This window comes from Alishewanella sp. WH16-1 (assembly GCF_001441695.1).
In the GTDB taxonomy this organism is placed as follows: Bacteria; Pseudomonadota; Gammaproteobacteria; order Enterobacterales; family Alteromonadaceae; genus Alishewanella; species Alishewanella agri.
Genome location: NZ_LCWL01000001.1, coordinates 38,187 through 55,401 on the forward strand (window position 1 = coordinate 38,187; position 17,215 = coordinate 55,401).

A 17,215-nucleotide genomic window follows, 5' to 3' on the forward strand; every position below is an offset into this window, starting at 1 on the left:
CTGCCTGGATTGAAAATTAAAAAGGATTCCTGATGCGCAAGGTTTTTCTGCTCTCGGTTTTAGCTATCGCCACCGCAACACCTGTTGCTGCAGCACCGAAAAATATTATTTATATGATTGGCGATGGCATGGGTCCAGCCTATCTGACCGCTTATCGTTACTACCTGAATCAGGGGGAGCGTCCCGTTGAACAAACGATTTTCGATCAGTTATTAGTTGGTGCTGCCAGTACCTATCCGGATGATGACACTCTGGTTACCGACTCTGCAGCTGGCGCCACCGCGTTGGCTACCGGCGTAAAAAGCTTTAATGGCGCGATTTCGGTAAACCGGCAGCATATTCCGATTGGCACCATGATGCAGCTGGCCAAGCGCCTGGGCAAAGCCAATGGTATTGTTGCCAGTTCTCAGGTTAACCATGCGACACCTGCCGCCTTTGTCTCTCACAATGTCAATCGCCGTAATTACAGTGCTATTGCTGATATGTATCTGGATTACCGGATTAATGGCCAGCCAGTGGCCGATGTGATTTTAGGTGGTGGTACTTCGTACTTTATTCGTGACGACCGTAATCTGGTCACTGAATTTAAACAGCAAGGCTACCAATATGCCGATAGTTGGCAGGATCTGAACCAGCTGACCACTAAGCCAGCTCTGGCGCTACTCGATAAAATCGGCTTACCTGCAGCGTTAAACAGCGAGCAACCCGCACAGCTGGCAACCTTAACCGAAAAAGCCCTGCAGCTGTTAAGTCCGGCCGAGAAAGGCTTTGTGCTAATGGTTGAGGGCAGCCAGATTGACTGGTGTGGGCATGACAATGATATCGCCTGTGCTATGGCCGAAATGGATGACTTTGCGAAAGCCATTGCCGTAGCAAAAGCCTATGTGGATGCCAACCCGGATACCCTGTTGGTGATTACGGCCGATCATGAAACCGGCGGTATGTCCTTAGGTGCGGATGGCAAATATCTGTGGTTACCCGAGGTGGTACGTGGTGTGAAAGCCACTGGCCGGCGAATTGCTGACGAAATGAATGCGGCGGACAGCGAACAGGCAGCGCTGGCACGTTGGCAAGCCTTGACCGGTATTAATATTACCGATGAAGAACAACAGCAGTTGCTGGCCGCTCGTGGTAAGGAGCAAAAAGATCTACGTGACGTTGCGGTCAGACTGGTAGCCCAATATTCCTATACCGGCTGGACTACCGGCGGCCACACCGGCGCCGATGTGCCGGTAATGGCCTATGGTAAATACAGCGGGGCTTTCCGCGGCTTTATGGATAATACCGATATCGCCAAACAACTGATCCGCTATATCAGTACCAATCAAACCCCTAAAGCCAGCGAGTAAGTCTTACTCGCTGGCAATCAGCTGCGCCCGTAATTCGGGCGCACTGGTATTTTGGTGCAACCAGATATTAAAAAATGCCGGCCCAAATTCTGGATCTGCCAATACGCCGGTACTCTCTCCATTCATATAGAACTCAACGCCGTTATCTGCCAGCAATACCGCTGCCAAACGGTCGCCTTTGTCGACATCCTGCCATAGACTTTTTAACTGTTCTGCCCACTTTTGCTGTTGCTCGGCACTACTTTGGCCTAGCTTCTTCCACTCATCAACGGTGGCTTTAATAAACTGATCGCGGCTGATTTTGCGCTTATAGGTGAGCTCCAGTAATAAGGGGGTACTTTGCTGGTAATCGACAAAACGGCCATCGGCCGTCGCCAGCCTCGCATCGTACAGCTGCCAGAATAAGTAGCGATAGCTACCCTCGCCTACTGTAGTGAGATCCGGTAAGGCCGCAGCCGGCATTGCCAGTCCCAGCAATAATGCAAATGCTGATACTCTAAACATAAAACCTCCTGCTTTGACCATAAAGGACGGCCAGACCGCCCCAAATCAGTGCTAATACGCCATAAGACACGTAACCCGCCGGGAAACTGAGCACTCCGCCACTCAGGGCTGCACCGCCGATATAAGACAAAGGCCCGCCCGTAGCGCCCAATACAAAAGCTAACCAGGGCTTTTGTAGAAAATCGGCTAACAACTCCACCACTGCCAGGGCAAAAACACCCCACAGCAACCAGAACCACAGTGGCAAGCTGTCGCGCAGGGCAAAACTTAAAATATCCAGCTGGATCAATGCTGAGTCAATCGCGATACCCAGTAGCGCAATAATCACAACAGCCAGCCGTCGCCGCGTGCCAACAAGACGCCACAAACCATAAAGCAAATACGCCAGTACCGGCCAAAACGCCAGTTGCTGGAAATACACCAGCAAAAACCAGCACAACTCAAATCCGATAATGGCCCGCCAGTTAAGCTTAGACAGGGCGGCACTCATTGTTGTTTCATCCGGTTCGCCAATTTAATCCGCAGGCCGTAAGGCAAAGCACTTAAAAGCTTCAGCATCAGGCTTAAACGTCTCGGGAAACGTAGCCGCGGTTTGCCCGCGGCTATACCGGAGTAGATGCGCTCTGCAGCCTGAGCGACCGGCATTAAAAACGGCATCGCAAAGTCATTTTTTTGGGTAAGTGGCGTATCGATAAAGCCCGGTTCAATCAAGCAAACCTTAATTCCGGTATCATGCAAATCTACCCTTAAGCTATCGGCGAAATAGCTAATAGCGGCTTTGCTGGCGCCATAGGCTTCAGCCCGGGTAAACGGGAAGAAATGCGCCATCGAACTGACGATGGCTAATGTACTGCCGGCGCTAAGCCGTGGCAGTGCCGCTTTTACCGCCCGCACCACAGCCAGCACATTGAGCTCAAAAGTCCGCTCAAAAGCGCTGATATCAAGGTTAGTCGCCTCTACATATTCGCAGTTACCGGCGTTAAGCAGCACCACATCGAAATGCAGCTCAGCCGGCAGCTTGGCAAACCAGCTGGTTAGGGCTGCGCTATCGGTCAGATCCAAACTTACCGGCACAATACGCTGCGGCGCCTCGGCTGAAAGTTCTGCTAACTTATCTGCAGAGCGCGCCACCGCATATACCGTCCAGCCATTACGGGCATAATGCAGTGCGGTTTCGCGGCCAATGCCAGAGCTGGCGCCGGTAATTAAAATCGTCGAGGTCATAAATACTCCATTGCAGTTGGAGCTTATACGTAAAGTATAGCGAACAGTTCAGTAGTGCTTTAACGCAAAACAATTGAAAATAGTCAGGCTGCTTGTCATTTATACACTTCAAGATTATATTCATTATTATCATTTATGAATACGAGAGGCCTTATATGGCAACGACAAGTTTGAGTTTGGGCGAGCATTGGGAAACCTTCATCAGGAAGGAAATTGCAACCGGTCGCTACGGTTCGGCCAGTGAAGTGGTGCGTGATGCATTGAGAACGCTTGAAGAACGTAAGGCAAAACTTGAAGCCTTGCGTGCACATTTAGCTCAGGGTGCCTTGCAAGCCAGAGAGGGACAGTTTGTTGAGGACTTTAGCGTCGACCAGCTAATTGCGGAATTGGATGCCAGCGCCGGATGAGCCAAACCAAGTCGGCATTGTATCGGGTTACGCCACGAGCCAAAGAAGATTTAATTAACATCGCCCGCTACACCGAAGCATCATGGGGGCGTGCTCAGCGTAACCTTTATCTGAAACAACTTGAGCAACGCTTTGCCTGGCTAGCGGCCAACCCGCATCTCGGTAAAGCCCGCCCGGAAATTGCTGATGGCTTTTACAGTTTTCTACAAGGTCAGCATATAATTTTTTATCTCATTAGTGGCCGTTGTATTGATGTAATCGGCGTACCACATCAAGAAATGGATATTGATGGCTATTTCAAAAATTAGCCAGAAGACAAAAGTTAGGCGTAGAGATCAACACCCAGCATCGCTTGTACTTCACTGCGACGCTGTTCATTTTGCAGGCTTTGGTAAGCGGCTATCGCCCGTTCATTCCGGGGTTCGCTGCTATCGCGAAAGTTTTGCCGATTGCGCTCAGCCTCACGTTCATTATCCAAACGCTCAATCACTGCCCGCTCCACGCGGATCCCTGCCGCTTGCTGCGTGCTTTGCGCCTCTGCAGCTTGGCGCTCAGGCGTAGTTTGCCGCACCGGTTGCGGACGATTCGTCGCCGGGTTTAGCAAACTGCTGGCATTGATATTATTGCTGGCGTTAATGCTCATATAAGCCGCTAACTAGAAGAATTGCGCTAATTATAGACAAGGAACCGCGAAAGTTACCACTAATATTTGTCCACAGCACTATTGTTGCTCACGTGGCACCGGTAGGACCTCGGAGGTCCGTCCGGTACCGGAGACGTGTGGATAAGTTAGCGGCCGGGGAGTTTTTGCCAGGTGACTTCATCGCGTACATATACCGGCTCGGCCTGCTCGGCGCTGACAAATAACTGTTGCTGCCAGGCTCGGCTGGCAAAAGGCAGCATAAACTGCGCTGACGGGTACAGAATCGAATCAGCAATTAGCGCTGGCGCCAGCTGCTGTAGTGCGTGCGAATAAGTTTGCCAACCGGTACCCACCCCCAACACCCGTGAGGTAAAAGACAGTGAGGTCAAAACCTCAGGTAAAGCGGCCGGCTTAGCCGCGATTTCCGGCGTTATCGCTTGCATTAAACCTGCTTCATCTAAAGTGAAAGCGGCGATATACACTTCCGCCATTCTGGCATCAATAGCGGCAATCACCTCTGTGGCATTTTGCTGTACTGCCGCCGCCTGTGCCATCGCGGCCAGGGTTGACACCCCGAAGACCGGCAAATCTGCGCCAAAAGCCAGACCCTGGGCGACGGACACGCCAATCCTGACACCGGTAAAACTGCCGGGGCCACGACCAAAGATAATACCGTCTAACTGATGAAGGCTGATGCTAGCATCAGCTAACAGCTGCTGTACCATCGGTAAAATGCGTTTGCTGTGTTGCTGCGGGCAAACTTCATCCAGCGCTAAGAGCTGGTCATCCAGAGCTAAAGCGACTGAGCAGGCTTCGGTAGAGGTATCCAGGGCTAAAAACTTCATTATTTATCCTGTTGCATAGCATGTAAAAACTGACAGGCCTCGGCCAGATTGCGGCTGCGGCGCATCGGTGGCAGGCTCTTTAAAAACGTGGCGCCATAGGGCTTAGTCACCAGCCGGTTATCACAGATCACCAGCACACCGCGGTCGCTGACATCGCGAATTAGCCGCCCAACGCCCTGCTTTAACGTAATCACCGCCTGGGGTAACTGGACCTCGGCGAACGGATCTTTGCCGCGCATTGTACAGTCTTCACTGCGTGCCTGCAGCAAGGGATCGTCCGGCGAAGCGAAGGGCAGCTTGTCGATAATGACACAGCTTAAGGTATCGCCCCGTACATCCACCCCTTCCCAGAAACTGCCGGTACCCAATAACACCGCATTTTCCAGCTGCACAAACTGCTCTAATAGCAAACGTTTACCGGTGCTGCCCTGCACCAGCACTGGCTGGCGGATCTGCTCCGGCAAGGCGCCCGCCATCCACTGCAACATACGATGGCTGGTAAACAGAAAGAAACAGCGGCCATTATTCGCCTGGATCAGCTGAACAGCTAAACTGAGTAAAGCATGCGCCATCGCCGGCTCATGGGGCTCGGGTAAAAACCGTGGCACACAGAGCAGTGCCTGCTGCGCATAGTCAAAAGGACTTTCCAGCAACAGCGTACGGGCACCATTAAGGCCCATTTGCTGTTGATAATGGGCAAAGCCCTCATCTACTGACAGCGTGGCCGAGGTGAAGATCCAGCTGCGTTCAGCGGCAAATACCAGTTTTTGAAATTTATCGGCAATACTCAGCGGCGTTAAATGCAGCGTCACGTGCAAGCGGCTGGTTTCAAACCACAGACTGACGCCGCTTTGTTCGGTTTGCAGCAACTTCGGTAACTGACTTTTCAGCTGCGCCAGCCGCTCATAGCAGTTATCCAGCGCCTGACTGCGTCCAAGACTGCTTTTTACAATCTGATACAGCATCTCCAGCGCATCATTAATACGGATCACTGCCGTTTGCATGCTAGTTTGCTGATAGGCCTGCCGCCAGTTGCCACGCGCCGGATCGGCAGCAAACTGCAACCGCCAGTCGCGGGTCAGGCTGGAGAGTTTATCGGCGGCTTTACTTAGCTGGATCAGATCTTTCAGTTCGGTTTTGCCGATTTGCTCTAAGTCTTTACACAGATCCAGCAACACCCGGCTGGAGAAATGCTCACCAAAATAATCGCTGGCGATATCCGGGATCTGATGCGCTTCGTCGAAGATCACCACTTCCATGTCAGGTAACAGCTCACCAAAGCCGGTATCTTTCAGCGCCAGATCGGCAAAAAATAAATGATGATTGACTACCACCAGATCAGCTGCCTGTGCCTCTTTGCGCGCTTTTAGCAGATGGCAGTCTTCATACACCGGGCAGTCTTTACCCAGGCAGTTATCGGTGGTACTGGTGACATAAGGCAGCGCCCGCGAGTCTTCGGCGATATAACTGAGCTCACCGATATCACCGCTTTGCGTTTCCGCGGCCCATTTTTTGATCAGGCTTAGGTCATTAATCAGCTCAGGATCAGCACTAGGGATATGTTGATAATGCTGCTCTAAGCGAAACAGACACAAATAATTTGACCGCCCTTTTAACAGCGCAGTCTTTACCGGCAGGGCCAGCGCCTGCAATACCGTTGGTAGATCGCGAAAGTACAGCTGCTCCTGCAGGTTTTTGGTGCCGGTTGATAAGATCACCTTTTTACCGGACAGCAGTGCCGGCACCAGATAGGCATAAGTTTTACCGGTACCGGTACCTGCTTCCACCACCAGGACACCATTGGCCGTGATACTTTCTGCTACGGCCTGTGCCATCTCCAGCTGCGCCGCACGCGGCTTAAAGCCCGGGATCTGTTTTGCCAGGGTGCCCTGTTCGGCAAAGGCATGTTTGACCTTAGCCGACATCAGTACCTCGGGTAACGGCATCACAAAAACGCAGCACAGCAGCTCCAGAATAGTAATAAGGCTTCAACCAGACGAAGAAAGAAGCAAAATACAAAGCAATTGCCGGCTATTATGCCTTGTCAGCACCAAAAATCAGATAAAAATATCCACATGGCCATCTTTATCGACGTGCTGCTCTTCCTCTGGCGTGGTGTAGGGTGCTGGCGGATAGTCATCTGACGGCGCTTTTTTGGCAAAGCGGCGCAGAATTAAAAACTTTTGCTCATTGCGTTTTAGCGGCTCCAGCCGGGCTTCTTTAAACACAGGCAGCACCTGCCGTGGATCCTGTTCGACAGGGGTTCCCGGGGTGCGTTGAATAAAGGGCATAAAAACGTCCATCATTCCTCCTGCCTGTGTTAAAAAGGTGGCCGCCGTAAAGTGTTAAGTTGCAATACCATACTGTTATCGACTGCATTAGCCTAAACTTTAATCAGCAATATTGCCTATACAACCTGACCACAAAACAGGCAGTTAGTTGCCAGTCTTGAACTTTAAACACTGATAAACTTTAATGCGAAACAAGTCGAAAAAATACAAAGCACTGATTAATAAACAAATTAAAAAACATTGCCGTATTTGCCACTGAAAATAATAGTTGCAACCAAAGCTTGTCAGGAGTAACTTGTATAGCATCTAACGTACAGGATTAACCCATGACACTGTTCACTGTATCACTGCACCATCATCATAGCACCTAGCCTTCCGGCTTAGGCGGAGGGCTATTGCTAAGGCCTCCGGTGGATACTGTCATATCAAACCCCGCAGGCCAGTGCCACGGGGTTTTTTGTTTTCAGGTTTTTTATTTTTCGACTATCAGGAGTGACGTATGAGTCCGGCCATTGAAAGTAAACGTTTACGTATCGCGATGCAAAAATCCGGGCGGCTGTCGGTTGACTCGCAAGCCCTGCTTAGCAGCTGTGGCTTAAAAATTAACTTACGTGAACAGCGCCTAATTGCCCATGTCGAAAATATGCCGATTGATATTTTGCGGGTGCGCGATGACGATATTCCGGGCTTAGTGATGGATGGCGTCTGTGATCTGGGTATTATCGGCGAAAACGTGCTGGAAGAAGTATCGCTGCAGCGCCAGCTAGATCAGGAAAACTTTGACTATGAGGTGCTGGCACGACTGGATTTCGGCGGCTGCCGCTTATCAATTGCCGTACCGCAAGAAGAAAACTACCAGGGTGTACAAAGCCTCGATGGCAAAACGATTGCCACTACTTACCCGCGCTTACTGGCACGCTTTTTAAAACAACAAGGCGTCAATGCCCGCATCGTGATGCTCACCGGCTCAGTAGAAGTGGCACCGCGTGCTGGCCTGGCCGATGCGATCTGTGACCTGGTCTCTACCGGCGCCACGCTGGAAGCCAATGGTTTAAAAGAGGCCGAAGTGATTTACCGCAGCAAAGCGGTATTGATTCAGCGCAAAGGTCTGACAGATGCCGGTCAGCTAAAACTGATTAGAAAACTGATGCCACGCATTCAGGGCGTGATGCAGGCAAATGAAAGCAAGTACATTATGCTGCACGCACCACGCTCCCGCTTAGATGAAGTGATTGCACTGTTACCTGGCGCCGAAAACCCAACACTGTTACCGCTGGCGGGGAATAACGATGTGGTCGCCATTCACGTGGTCAGTAGCGAAACCCTGTTCTGGGAAACCATGGAGCAGTTAAAAGCTCTTGGCGCCAGCTCTATTCTGGTGCTGCCGATTGAGAAGATGATGGAGTAACATCATGCAGCGTATCGATTGGGCCACGTTAGACTCTTCTGCACAGCAACAGGCATTAGCACGCCCGGCGCTGCCGGATGCCGCAACCCTGGCACCCCAGGTGCGCGAGATTATTGCTAAGGTACAAAGTGAAGGTGATGCCGCCTTAAGGGCTTTCAGTGCCAGCTTTGACAAACTGGATAATAACCCGCTTAAGCTCAGTCTCGATGAACAACAACGGCTGTTAAGTCTGCTAAGTCAGGAGCGCAAAGCCGCGATTGAACTGGCCTACGACAATATCCGCAAGTTTCACGCCGCCCAGCTGCCGCGCGATATCGAAGTTGAAACCAGCGCTGGCGTGATTTGTGAGCTAAAGAATCAGCCGATCCAAAGTGTTGGCCTCTATATTCCTGGCGGCAGCGCGCCGCTACCTTCCACGGTACTGATGCTTGGTGTACCGGCACAATTAGCGGCTTGCCCGCGTGCGGTGCTGGTCACTCCGCCGGGCAAACCGGCTGCGACTGATATCGCACCAGAAATTATCTATGCCGCTAACCTCTGTGGTATTACCGAGATCTATACTATTGGCGGCGCCCAGGCGATCGCCGCGCTGGCCTATGGCACTGAGACGATTGCCAAAGTAGATAAAATCTATGGCCCCGGCAATCGTTATGTGACAGAAGCCAAGCAGCAGGTAAGTCAGGATCCGCGTGGTGCAATGATTGATATGCCTGCCGGCCCGTCTGAAGTACTGGTGCTGGCCGATGCGCTGGCCAATCCGGCCTTTATTGCCGCCGACTTGTTATCACAGGCCGAACATGGCCCGGATTCACAGGTCATTTTAGTCAGTGATAACCAGAGCCTGATCGATCAGGTTGAGCTGCAGCTCTCAGCACAGCTGGCGGCCTTACCGCGTAAAGAAATTGCCGCCAAGGCACTGGCGCATAGCCGCGCCATTTTAACGCCGGATCAGGCTACGGCAGTGGCCGTGACCAATGCCTATGCGCCGGAGCATTTAATTGTGCAAACGGCCAATGCCGAAGTCTTAACCGCGCAATTTACCAGCGCCGCCAGTATCTTTGTCGGTCAGTGGACGCCAGAGTCGGCCGGTGACTATGCCAGCGGCACCAACCATGTGCTGCCAACCTATGGCTATAGCCGTACCGTGTCGAGCTTGTCGCTAAGTGATTTTTTCCGCCGCTACACAGTGCAGCGTTTGTCGGCCACTGGTATACGCAATATTGGCCCAGCGATTGTTACGCTGGCCGAGGCAGAGAGCTTAGAAGCGCACGCCAATGCCGTGCGGCTGCGCTTAGCAGCCCTAGAAAGCGCAGTACAAGAACAGAATTAAGACAGGGCAGCATGATGAGCACAGCAAATACTATCAATAGCACTAACAATAGCAAAAACAGCAAAAATAACAGCGTCAGCGAACTGGCCCGGCAACTGGTGCAGGACTTAGTGCCTTATGCCTCAGCCCGCAGCAGCATGAGTGGCGGTGCGGTTTGGCTTAATGCCAATGAAAATGCGCTGGCTCCGGCCTATCAGCTGGATGGCACTTTTAACCGTTATCCGTCCTGTCAGCCCAAAGCCGTCATTGATGCCTATGCCGCCTATGCCGGTGTCGCGCCAGAGCAGGTACTGGTCAGCCGGGGTGCCGATGAGGGCATTGAGCTGCTGATCCGCAGCTTTTGTGAACCCAAACAAGATAGCATTACCATTTGTCCACCCACTTATGGCATGTATGCGATTAGCGCCGAGAGTAATCAAACCACCGTCAACAAAGTGCTGCTGGTGAATAACGAGCAGCTGGATCTGGCCGGTATCTTTGCCACCACGCCTAAGCTGGTATTTATCTGTAGCCCGAATAACCCGACCGGCGATCTGATCCCGCGCGAGCAAATTATCGCTGTACTGGAACAGTTCCAAGGTAAGGCGCTGGTTGTCGTCGATGAAGCTTATATTGAATTTGCGCCCAGTGCTTCTGTGGTACCACTCTTAAGCCGTTATCCGCATTTGGTGATACTGCGTACTCTGTCCAAAGCCTTTGGCCTGGCCGGGTTACGCTGTGGTTTTACCCTGGCCGCCCCTGAGGTAATTAATGCTCTGAAAAAGCTGATCGCGCCTTATCCTATCGCCGAGCCGGTCGCGCAAATCGCCGCTCAGGCTTTAGCACCGGCAGGTATTGCACAAATGCAGCAAAGCGTGGCGACCATTAATCAGCTGCGCCAGGAGTTTTGCCAGTTTGCCCAAGGCTTAGAGGGGGTACAAAAAGTCTGGCCCAGCAATGCCAACTATGTGCTGTTGCAGGTAGCCGATGCCGCGGCCTGCGTCGCCGCGTTAATTAACGAGGATATCCTGATCCGCAATCAATCCTCACAGCTGGGTTTAAGCCAGGTGGTGCGGGTATCTATTGGCAACCCGGATGAAATGCAGCGCCTCAAGCAGGCAATGCTTAACTATTTTTCAGTGAATAAGAGAGTAAGCGCATGAGTGGCCAACCTATTTTATTTATCGACCGCGATGGCACCATGGTGGAAGAGCCGCCAATTGATAAGCAACTGGATAGTCTGGAAAAACTGGCTTATGAGCCAGGTCTGGTGCCGGCCTTGTTAAAATTACAGGCGGCCGGTTATCGGCTGGTGATGGTGACCAATCAGGATGGTCTGGGTACCAGCAGCTTTCCGCGCGACACCTTCGATGCGCCGCACAATAAGATGATGCAGCTGTTAACCTCGCAAGGGATCCAGTTTGACGATGTGCTGATTTGCCCGCACTTTGACAGCGATAACTGCAGTTGCCGCAAGCCGAAACTGGGCCTGGTAAAAGACTATCTGCAACAAGGCAAAATCGACTTTACCAATTCCTACGTGATTGGCGATCGGCTGACCGATGTGCAGCTGGCCGAAAATATGGGGCTACCGTCTTTTCAATATAACCGCGAGTCTTTGGGCTGGGCCGACATTACCAAACAGATTTTAGGCCGTGGCCGCAAAGCTGAGGTAAGCCGGGTAACGCGCGAAACCGATATCAACGTTAAGGTTGATTTGGATAACAGCGGCAACAACAGCTTTAACACCGGCGTGGGCTTTTTTGACCATATGCTGGAGCAAATTGCCACTCATGGCGGCTTTTCGTTGCAGGTTGCGGTAAAAGGCGATTTGCATATTGATGATCACCACAGCGTGGAAGATACCGCCCTGGCGCTGGGTCAGGCATTAAAGCAAGCGCTGGGCAATAAGCGTGGCATTAACCGTTTTGGCTTTGTGCTGCCAATGGACGAGTGCCGGGCCGAATGCGTAATGGATTTATCGGGCCGGCCGCTGTTTGTCTTTAACGCCGAACTGGGCGAAGGCAGTGTCGGTGGTTTGAACCTTGAGATGGTACCGCACTTTTTCCGCTCACTGAGCGATGCGATGGCGATGTCGCTTCACCTGAGCATTACCCCGGGCAATAAGCATCATATGGTCGAAGGGTTATTTAAAGCCTTTGGCCGCGCCCTGCGCCAGGCCATTACCGTTAGCGGTGAAGCACTGCCAAGCTCAAAAGGAGTGCTGTAATGGCCAAGCTGGTTATTGTCGACACCGGCTGTGCCAATATCAGCTCGGTGTATTTTGCGGTAAAACGCTTAGGCGTAGAGCCGGTGATCAGCGCTGACGCAAAGCTTATAAAACAAGCTGAGCGGGTAATTTTACCCGGCGTCGGTACGGCTAAAGCGGCGATGCATAATCTGGCTGAGCGTGACTTAATCAGCACCTTACAAGGCTTACAACAGCCGGTACTGGGTATTTGTCTGGGCATGCAAATGCTGACCGCCCATAGTATGGAAGGCGATGTGGCTTGTTTGGGGTTAATTCCCGGCGAAGTGGCACCGCTTAACGCCGCCGGTTTACGCTTACCACATATGGGCTGGAATACCTTGCATAGCATCAGCCAGCATCCGCTGTTAAAGGGCTTTACTGCGCAAGATTATCTGTATTTTGTGCACAGCTTTGCGGTGGTACCCAGCCAATACAGTTTGGCGCAGTGTCATTATGGCTCTGACTTTGCCGCAGTCATTGGCAAAGACAATGTCGCCGGTGCCCAGTTTCACCCGGAGCGCTCAGGCAAGGTCGGTGCACGTTTATTACAAAACTTTCTGGAGTGGCAGTTGTGATTATTCCGGCCATAGATTTAATCGACGGCAAAGTCGTCCGCCTGTATCAGGGCGCTTATGATAAAACCACTGAGTACGAATTTAGCCCCATTAGTCTGCGCGACAGCTACGCCGCGGCCGGCTCGCCGCTATTACATGTCGTGGATTTATCCGGTGCCAAAGATGCCAGCAAACGCCAGCTTGCGTTATTAACGCAGCTGATGACCGACTCGCCGCTGCAGATCCAGGTAGGCGGCGGTGTACGCAGTGAGCAGGATGTGCAAGACTTACTGGCCGCCGGTGCCAGCCGCGTCGTGATTGGTAGCTTAGCCATTCGCGAACCGGCGCTGGTACAAAGCTGGATCAAAACCTACGGCGGTGAGCGCATTGTGCTGGCGCTGGATGTCGCCATTAATGCCAAAGGTGAAAAAACCCTGCCCAGCCATGGCTGGATTGAAGAGTCCGGTGTCACCCTGGAACAGGTTTTAGATGGCTATATCGCGGCCGGCGCTAAACATGTGCTGTGCACCGATATTAGCAAAGACGGTACCTTAAGTGGCTCTAATGTCGCCTTGTATCGTGAGCTGTGCAGCAAGTACCCGCAACTGGCCTGGCAGGCCTCAGGCGGTATTGGCGCGCTTAGTGATATCCAGACGCTGATTGGCTCCGGTGTGGCAGGCGTGATTTTAGGCCGCTCGCTGTTGGAAGGTAAATTTACGCTACAGGAGGCGATCGCATGCTGGCAAAACGGTTAATTCCCTGTTTAGATGTGCGCGATGGCAAGGTGGTCAAAGGCGTACAATTTCGTAACCATGAAATTATCGGCGATATCGTGCCGCTGGCGCAGCGCTATGCCGAAGCCGGTGCCGATGAGCTGGTGTTTTATGATATTACCGCCTCAAGTGATGGCCGGGTGGTCGATAAAAGCTGGGTCCGGCGCATTGCCGAAGTCATTGATATCCCGTTTTGTGTGGCAGGCGGTATTAAGTCGGTCGCCGATGCCGGCAAAATTCTGGAAATGGGTGCCGATAAGGTATCGATTAACAGCCCGGCGCTGGCCAACCCACAGCTGATTGCCGAGCTGAATGACACCTTTGGCCAGCAATGTGTAGTGGTCGGTATCGACAGTTTTTTTGATGTCGCCTCCGGCCAGTATCAGGTATATCAGTTTACCGGTGATGAGAGCCGCACCCAAAAAACCCAGTGGCTAACCCGTGATTGGGTCGCCGAGGTGCAGCGCTTAGGTGCCGGTGAAATTGTGTTGAACTGTATGAATCAGGATGGCGTGCGGCAGGGTTATGATTTAGCGCAGCTAAAAAGTATCCGCGATATCTGCCGGGTACCGCTGATTGCCAGTGGCGGCGCCGGTACTATGCAGCATTTTACCGAGGTGTTTAGCACCGCAGATGTCGATGGCGCCCTGGCGGCCAGTGTGTTTCATAAGGGCATTATTCAGATCAGCGAGCTAAAAGCGAAGTTAATAGCGGATGGGATTAGTATTCGGCCTTAGTGGTAAAGTCATGAGCTTCGAACACGCAAACACTGCGTACATTTTTTCTGTGACACGCCGTGAACCATCCATGGGGCTCGATTGTAAATGTCATCCATGACATTTACCCCATGGCGGGGCCAGCGAGGCTGTCCAAATTCGTTCCAGACGAATATGTCCGGCCATCCATGGCCTCCAACGGTCACAGAAAAAAGTACATCCGCGTTTGCTTTTTAAGGTGTAAACACAGATGTCGCAAGCGAAGTACTGACACTGCTAAGCAAAGCGTGTCCGGCATGGATGCCGGACAGGAGCCTACAAGGATGTATTCACGGCGTCTTTGCGTGTAGTGTCAGTGCGAAGCCAACACCCAACAAGCTTCTCGAGACGGAAAAATGAATCAACAACAAATCAGCCAGCTTAACTGGCCCGATAACCAACTGTTACCGGCGATAGTGCAACATGCCATCTCTGGCAAGGTGCTAATGCAAGGCTATATGAATCCGGATGCGCTGCAGCATACGCTGCAAAGCGGCAATGTCACCTTCTTTAGCCGCAGCAAGCAGCGACTGTGGACCAAGGGCGAGAGCTCGGGTCACACCCTGCAGCTGGTCAGCATCGACAGCGATTGTGACAGTGACAGCCTGTTAGTACTGGCGCTGCCGCAAGGGCCAACCTGCCACGTTGGCACCGAAACCTGCTGGCATGATACTGATGCCAATAGCCCACAGCTGGCGTTTTTATATGACTTAGAACAAGTGATTAAAAGCCGTGAGGGTGCTGATCCGAAAAGCAGCTATACCGCCAGTTTATTTGCCAAAGGCGTGAAACGTATCGCGCAAAAAGTCGGTGAAGAAGGCGTCGAGTCGGCTTTGGCAGCGATGGCTGGTGATCGCGAAGAGCTAAAAAACGAAGCCGCCGATCTGATTTTCCACTTGCTGGTATTGCTACGTAGCCAACAGTTGGAGCTGGCCGATGTGATTACGATTTTAAAGCAACGGCATCGTTAGACACAGCACTATCTGCAACAACGTCAACAAGCCAGAAAGACTGGCGTTAGGGCGCTGCTCAGAACTGGCGCCCTAATGATTTTGTGCTATACCTAAAGCTCAACTGGCGCAGAGGTTGTCTCTGACTGCTTAGATGCTAAGCGCCGTCATTAACGGAGGCTGTAGTTCACAGCAAAACATGTCACACTCTGAATCTCCCAAGGCATCAGATCAGGCTGTTCCGGCGCCGCTGATTGCGAAGTGGAATCTCAGCACCGGTGAGGACACTGTGGCCGCTCATCCTTTTGCCTGCTCGCTCGATTTACCCCGTCTGAATACGATTTTTGCTAACTTTCAACAGGCACTCGGTGTCACCATAGCGCTGATCGATTTACAGGGCAAAGTCTTAGCCTCCTCCGAATGGCAACATGCTTGTTTAAATTTTCATCGCCAACAACCAGGCACCCTGCATAATTGTCTGCAAAGTGACACAGTATTAGCAAATCAGCTGTTGCAACAACAACAGCAAGCCGTCTACCGCTGTCATAATGGTTTAACCGACTGTGCGGCGCCAATTCGTATTAACGGCCGCCATCTGGCGAATGTGTTTATCGGACAGTTTTTTCAGGAACCACCGGATTTGGCGTATTTCCGGCAGCAGGCAGCAGAAAATGACTTTGATCAGGCTGATTATCTGGATGCGATAGCTAGAATACCGATTATTCCGGCACAGAAAGTTAAGCCCATGCTGGATTTAATCAGTACTATGGCAGAGCAGATAGCTGAACTCAGTTATAACCATTCGCAAAGCCAGCAACTATTGGAGCGGGTTGAACAGGAAGTCAAACGCCGCACTCTTGAGCTGCAGATGCAGAATCAGATCCTCAGTTTAATTAGTCAGAGCGCGCCCCTACCCTATATTCTGGAGCAGTTGGTACTACAGATTGAACAACAATATCCGGGGTTAATTTGCTCGGTGTTGTTGTTGGATGAGAAAACCGGCCGGCTACAACATGGTGCAGCGCCGTCCTTACCTGAAGCTTATAACAGAGCAGTTGATGGTTTAAAACTCGGCCCGATGGCTGGTTCCTGCGGTGCTGCAGCGCATAGCGGTGAGATTTTAATTGCCGAAGATCTGTACACCCACCCCAACTGGCAGGCTTATCGTGAACTGGTCGATTTGGCAAGCATTCGCTCCTGTTGGTCGATTCCAATTAAAGATGCCGGGCAACGGGTGTTGGGCACCTTTGGTATTTACCAGCGCCAACCTGCTAAACCCGATCAGACCTTTACTGAAAAAATGCAGGTTTTCAGTAATCTGGCTGAGTTGGCCATTAGTCGCTTTAACTCTGCAGAGAAAATCCGTCACATGGCGTTTTATGATGAACTGACCGGTTTGGCGAACCGCCGCTTGCTCGATGAACGCCTGCAACAAGCGCTGGCTTCCAGCCGCCGCAGCAACCGCTTTGGCGCCCTGCTATTTTTAGATTTAGATAATTTTAAGCCGGTTAATGATGTGTACGGCCATAAAACCGGCGATGCGCTTTTAACTGCCTTTGCTTCACGTTTACAGCAGCTGGTACGACAAACGGATACCGTCGCGCGCCTGGGCGGCGATGAATTTATTATGCTATTGGTTGATCTTGAACCAGATGCCACAATGGCCAGACAGCAAGTGGAACTACTGTTGGAGAAAATTCGCCGCGCGCTGGCTCAACCCTTTATGTTAGAAACGCCGGAGCAACCTGTCTTCAATTGTCATTGCAGCATAGGGCTCTCGCTTTACCATGGTGCGACTGATACCGCAGACGAATTACTGAAACGCGCCGACCAGGCGATGTATCAGGCAAAACAGCTAGCTGGTACTCAGGTGTGCTGGAGTGACGCCATTAACCTCCCCGATTCAGCGCTGGCAACCACGCCATTCACCCCATAAACTCCGGCGTTGGCCG

The 17,215-nt window shown here is 51.9% G+C and carries 19 protein-coding genes; 12 read left to right on the forward strand and 7 right to left on the reverse strand.

Translation table 11 applies throughout. The features are described 5' to 3' along the window. Positions 1-32 precede the first annotated feature (32 nt). Entirely contained in the window at positions 33-1,349 is a 1,317-nt protein-coding gene (locus AAY72_RS00195) for an alkaline phosphatase (RefSeq protein WP_057785106.1), read from the forward strand. Positions 1,350-1,352: 3 nt separating this feature from the next. Here AAY72_RS00195 and AAY72_RS00200 read toward each other — a convergent pair whose 3' ends face one another. Genes AAY72_RS00200 through AAY72_RS00210 form a run of 3 tightly spaced genes read right to left on the reverse strand, consistent with a single transcriptional unit; the run spans position 1,353 to position 3,077 of the window. Next, positions 1,353-1,853: a chalcone isomerase family protein gene (locus AAY72_RS00200; RefSeq protein WP_008984102.1), complete on the reverse strand. Its 501-nt coding sequence runs from the start codon at positions 1,851-1,853 to the stop codon at positions 1,353-1,355. After that, positions 1,846-2,343, reverse strand: coding sequence for a DUF2878 domain-containing protein (locus tag AAY72_RS00205; RefSeq protein ID WP_057785107.1), 498 nt, complete (start codon positions 2,341-2,343; stop codon positions 1,846-1,848). The genes AAY72_RS00200 and AAY72_RS00205 overlap by 8 nt, the downstream gene beginning before the upstream one ends. Beyond that, positions 2,340-3,077, reverse strand: coding sequence for an SDR family NAD(P)-dependent oxidoreductase (locus AAY72_RS00210; protein ID WP_057785108.1), 738 nt, complete (start codon positions 3,075-3,077; stop codon positions 2,340-2,342). The genes AAY72_RS00205 and AAY72_RS00210 overlap by 4 nt, the downstream gene beginning before the upstream one ends. 155 nt (positions 3,078-3,232) lie before the next feature. Between AAY72_RS00210 and AAY72_RS00215 the strand changes: the two genes are divergently transcribed. Together AAY72_RS00215 and AAY72_RS00220 are read left to right on the forward strand one after the other, a co-directional pair. Further along, the gene (locus AAY72_RS00215; RefSeq protein WP_008951529.1) at positions 3,233-3,484 is read left to right on the forward strand and encodes a type II toxin-antitoxin system ParD family antitoxin; all 252 of its coding nucleotides are present in this window, start codon (positions 3,233-3,235) and stop codon (positions 3,482-3,484) included. Beyond that, positions 3,481-3,792 carry a type II toxin-antitoxin system RelE/ParE family toxin gene (locus tag AAY72_RS00220; RefSeq protein ID WP_057785109.1) on the forward strand — a complete coding sequence of 104 codons (312 nt, stop codon included), beginning with the start codon at positions 3,481-3,483 and terminating at the stop codon, positions 3,790-3,792. The genes AAY72_RS00215 and AAY72_RS00220 overlap by 4 nt, the downstream gene beginning before the upstream one ends. Positions 3,793-3,806: 14 nt before the next feature. On the opposite strand, the gene AAY72_RS00225 is transcribed toward AAY72_RS00220, so the two are convergent. From AAY72_RS00225 to AAY72_RS00240, 4 genes are all read right to left on the reverse strand, one after another. Further along, positions 3,807-4,127: a hypothetical protein gene (locus AAY72_RS00225; RefSeq protein WP_008607646.1), complete on the reverse strand. Its 321-nt coding sequence runs from the start codon at positions 4,125-4,127 to the stop codon at positions 3,807-3,809. Between the two features lie 146 nt (positions 4,128-4,273). Then, a complete protein-coding gene (tsaB, locus tag AAY72_RS00230) occupies positions 4,274-4,972 on the reverse strand; it encodes a tRNA (adenosine(37)-N6)-threonylcarbamoyltransferase complex dimerization subunit type 1 TsaB (RefSeq protein ID WP_057785110.1) in 699 nt (232 codons plus the stop codon). After that, positions 4,972-6,918: an ATP-dependent DNA helicase gene (locus tag AAY72_RS00235; protein WP_057785111.1), complete on the reverse strand. Its 1,947-nt coding sequence runs from the start codon at positions 6,916-6,918 to the stop codon at positions 4,972-4,974. The genes tsaB and AAY72_RS00235 overlap by 1 nt, the downstream gene beginning before the upstream one ends. Positions 6,919-7,029: 111 nt before the next feature. Beyond that, the gene (locus AAY72_RS00240) at positions 7,030-7,275 is read right to left on the reverse strand and encodes a hypothetical protein (protein ID WP_008607638.1); all 246 of its coding nucleotides are present in this window, start codon (positions 7,273-7,275) and stop codon (positions 7,030-7,032) included. 487 nt (positions 7,276-7,762) lie between these two features. Between AAY72_RS00240 and hisG the strand changes: the two genes are divergently transcribed. From hisG to AAY72_RS00285, 9 genes are all read left to right on the forward strand, one after another. Next, positions 7,763-8,671: an ATP phosphoribosyltransferase gene (gene hisG, locus AAY72_RS00245; protein ID WP_008607636.1), complete on the forward strand. Its 909-nt coding sequence runs from the start codon at positions 7,763-7,765 to the stop codon at positions 8,669-8,671. 4 nt (positions 8,672-8,675) lie between these two features. Continuing rightward, the gene (gene hisD, locus AAY72_RS00250) at positions 8,676-10,001 is read left to right on the forward strand and encodes a histidinol dehydrogenase (protein WP_057785112.1); all 1,326 of its coding nucleotides are present in this window, start codon (positions 8,676-8,678) and stop codon (positions 9,999-10,001) included. A 14-nt stretch (positions 10,002-10,015) separates the two neighbouring features. Beyond that, positions 10,016-11,143 (forward strand): histidinol-phosphate transaminase, encoded by a 1,128-nt coding sequence (hisC, locus tag AAY72_RS00255; RefSeq protein ID WP_057785113.1) that lies wholly within the window; start codon positions 10,016-10,018, stop codon positions 11,141-11,143. Further along, positions 11,140-12,210 (forward strand): bifunctional histidinol-phosphatase/imidazoleglycerol-phosphate dehydratase HisB, encoded by a 1,071-nt coding sequence (hisB, locus tag AAY72_RS00260; protein ID WP_057785114.1) that lies wholly within the window; start codon positions 11,140-11,142, stop codon positions 12,208-12,210. Before hisC ends, hisB begins: the two co-directional genes overlap by 4 nt. Next, positions 12,210-12,806, forward strand: a complete 597-nt coding sequence (hisH, locus tag AAY72_RS00265; RefSeq protein WP_057785115.1) for an imidazole glycerol phosphate synthase subunit HisH — start codon at positions 12,210-12,212, stop codon at positions 12,804-12,806. The genes hisB and hisH overlap by 1 nt, the downstream gene beginning before the upstream one ends. Next, complete coding sequence (gene hisA / locus AAY72_RS00270) at positions 12,803-13,540, forward strand: 1-(5-phosphoribosyl)-5-[(5-phosphoribosylamino)methylideneamino]imidazole-4-carboxamide isomerase (protein WP_057785116.1); 738 nt, start codon at positions 12,803-12,805, stop codon at positions 13,538-13,540. Before hisH ends, hisA begins: the two co-directional genes overlap by 4 nt. Next, entirely contained in the window at positions 13,522-14,295 is a 774-nt protein-coding gene (gene hisF / locus AAY72_RS00275) for an imidazole glycerol phosphate synthase subunit HisF (RefSeq protein WP_057785117.1), read from the forward strand. Before hisA ends, hisF begins: the two co-directional genes overlap by 19 nt. Before the next feature lie 374 nt (positions 14,296-14,669). Then, positions 14,670-15,284, forward strand: coding sequence for a bifunctional phosphoribosyl-AMP cyclohydrolase/phosphoribosyl-ATP diphosphatase HisIE (gene hisIE, locus AAY72_RS00280; protein WP_057785118.1), 615 nt, complete (start codon positions 14,670-14,672; stop codon positions 15,282-15,284). A gap of 178 nt (positions 15,285-15,462) precedes the next feature. Continuing rightward, the gene (locus tag AAY72_RS00285; protein ID WP_057785119.1) at positions 15,463-17,199 is read left to right on the forward strand and encodes a PocR ligand-binding domain-containing protein; all 1,737 of its coding nucleotides are present in this window, start codon (positions 15,463-15,465) and stop codon (positions 17,197-17,199) included. Positions 17,200-17,215: the final 16 nt, after the last annotated feature.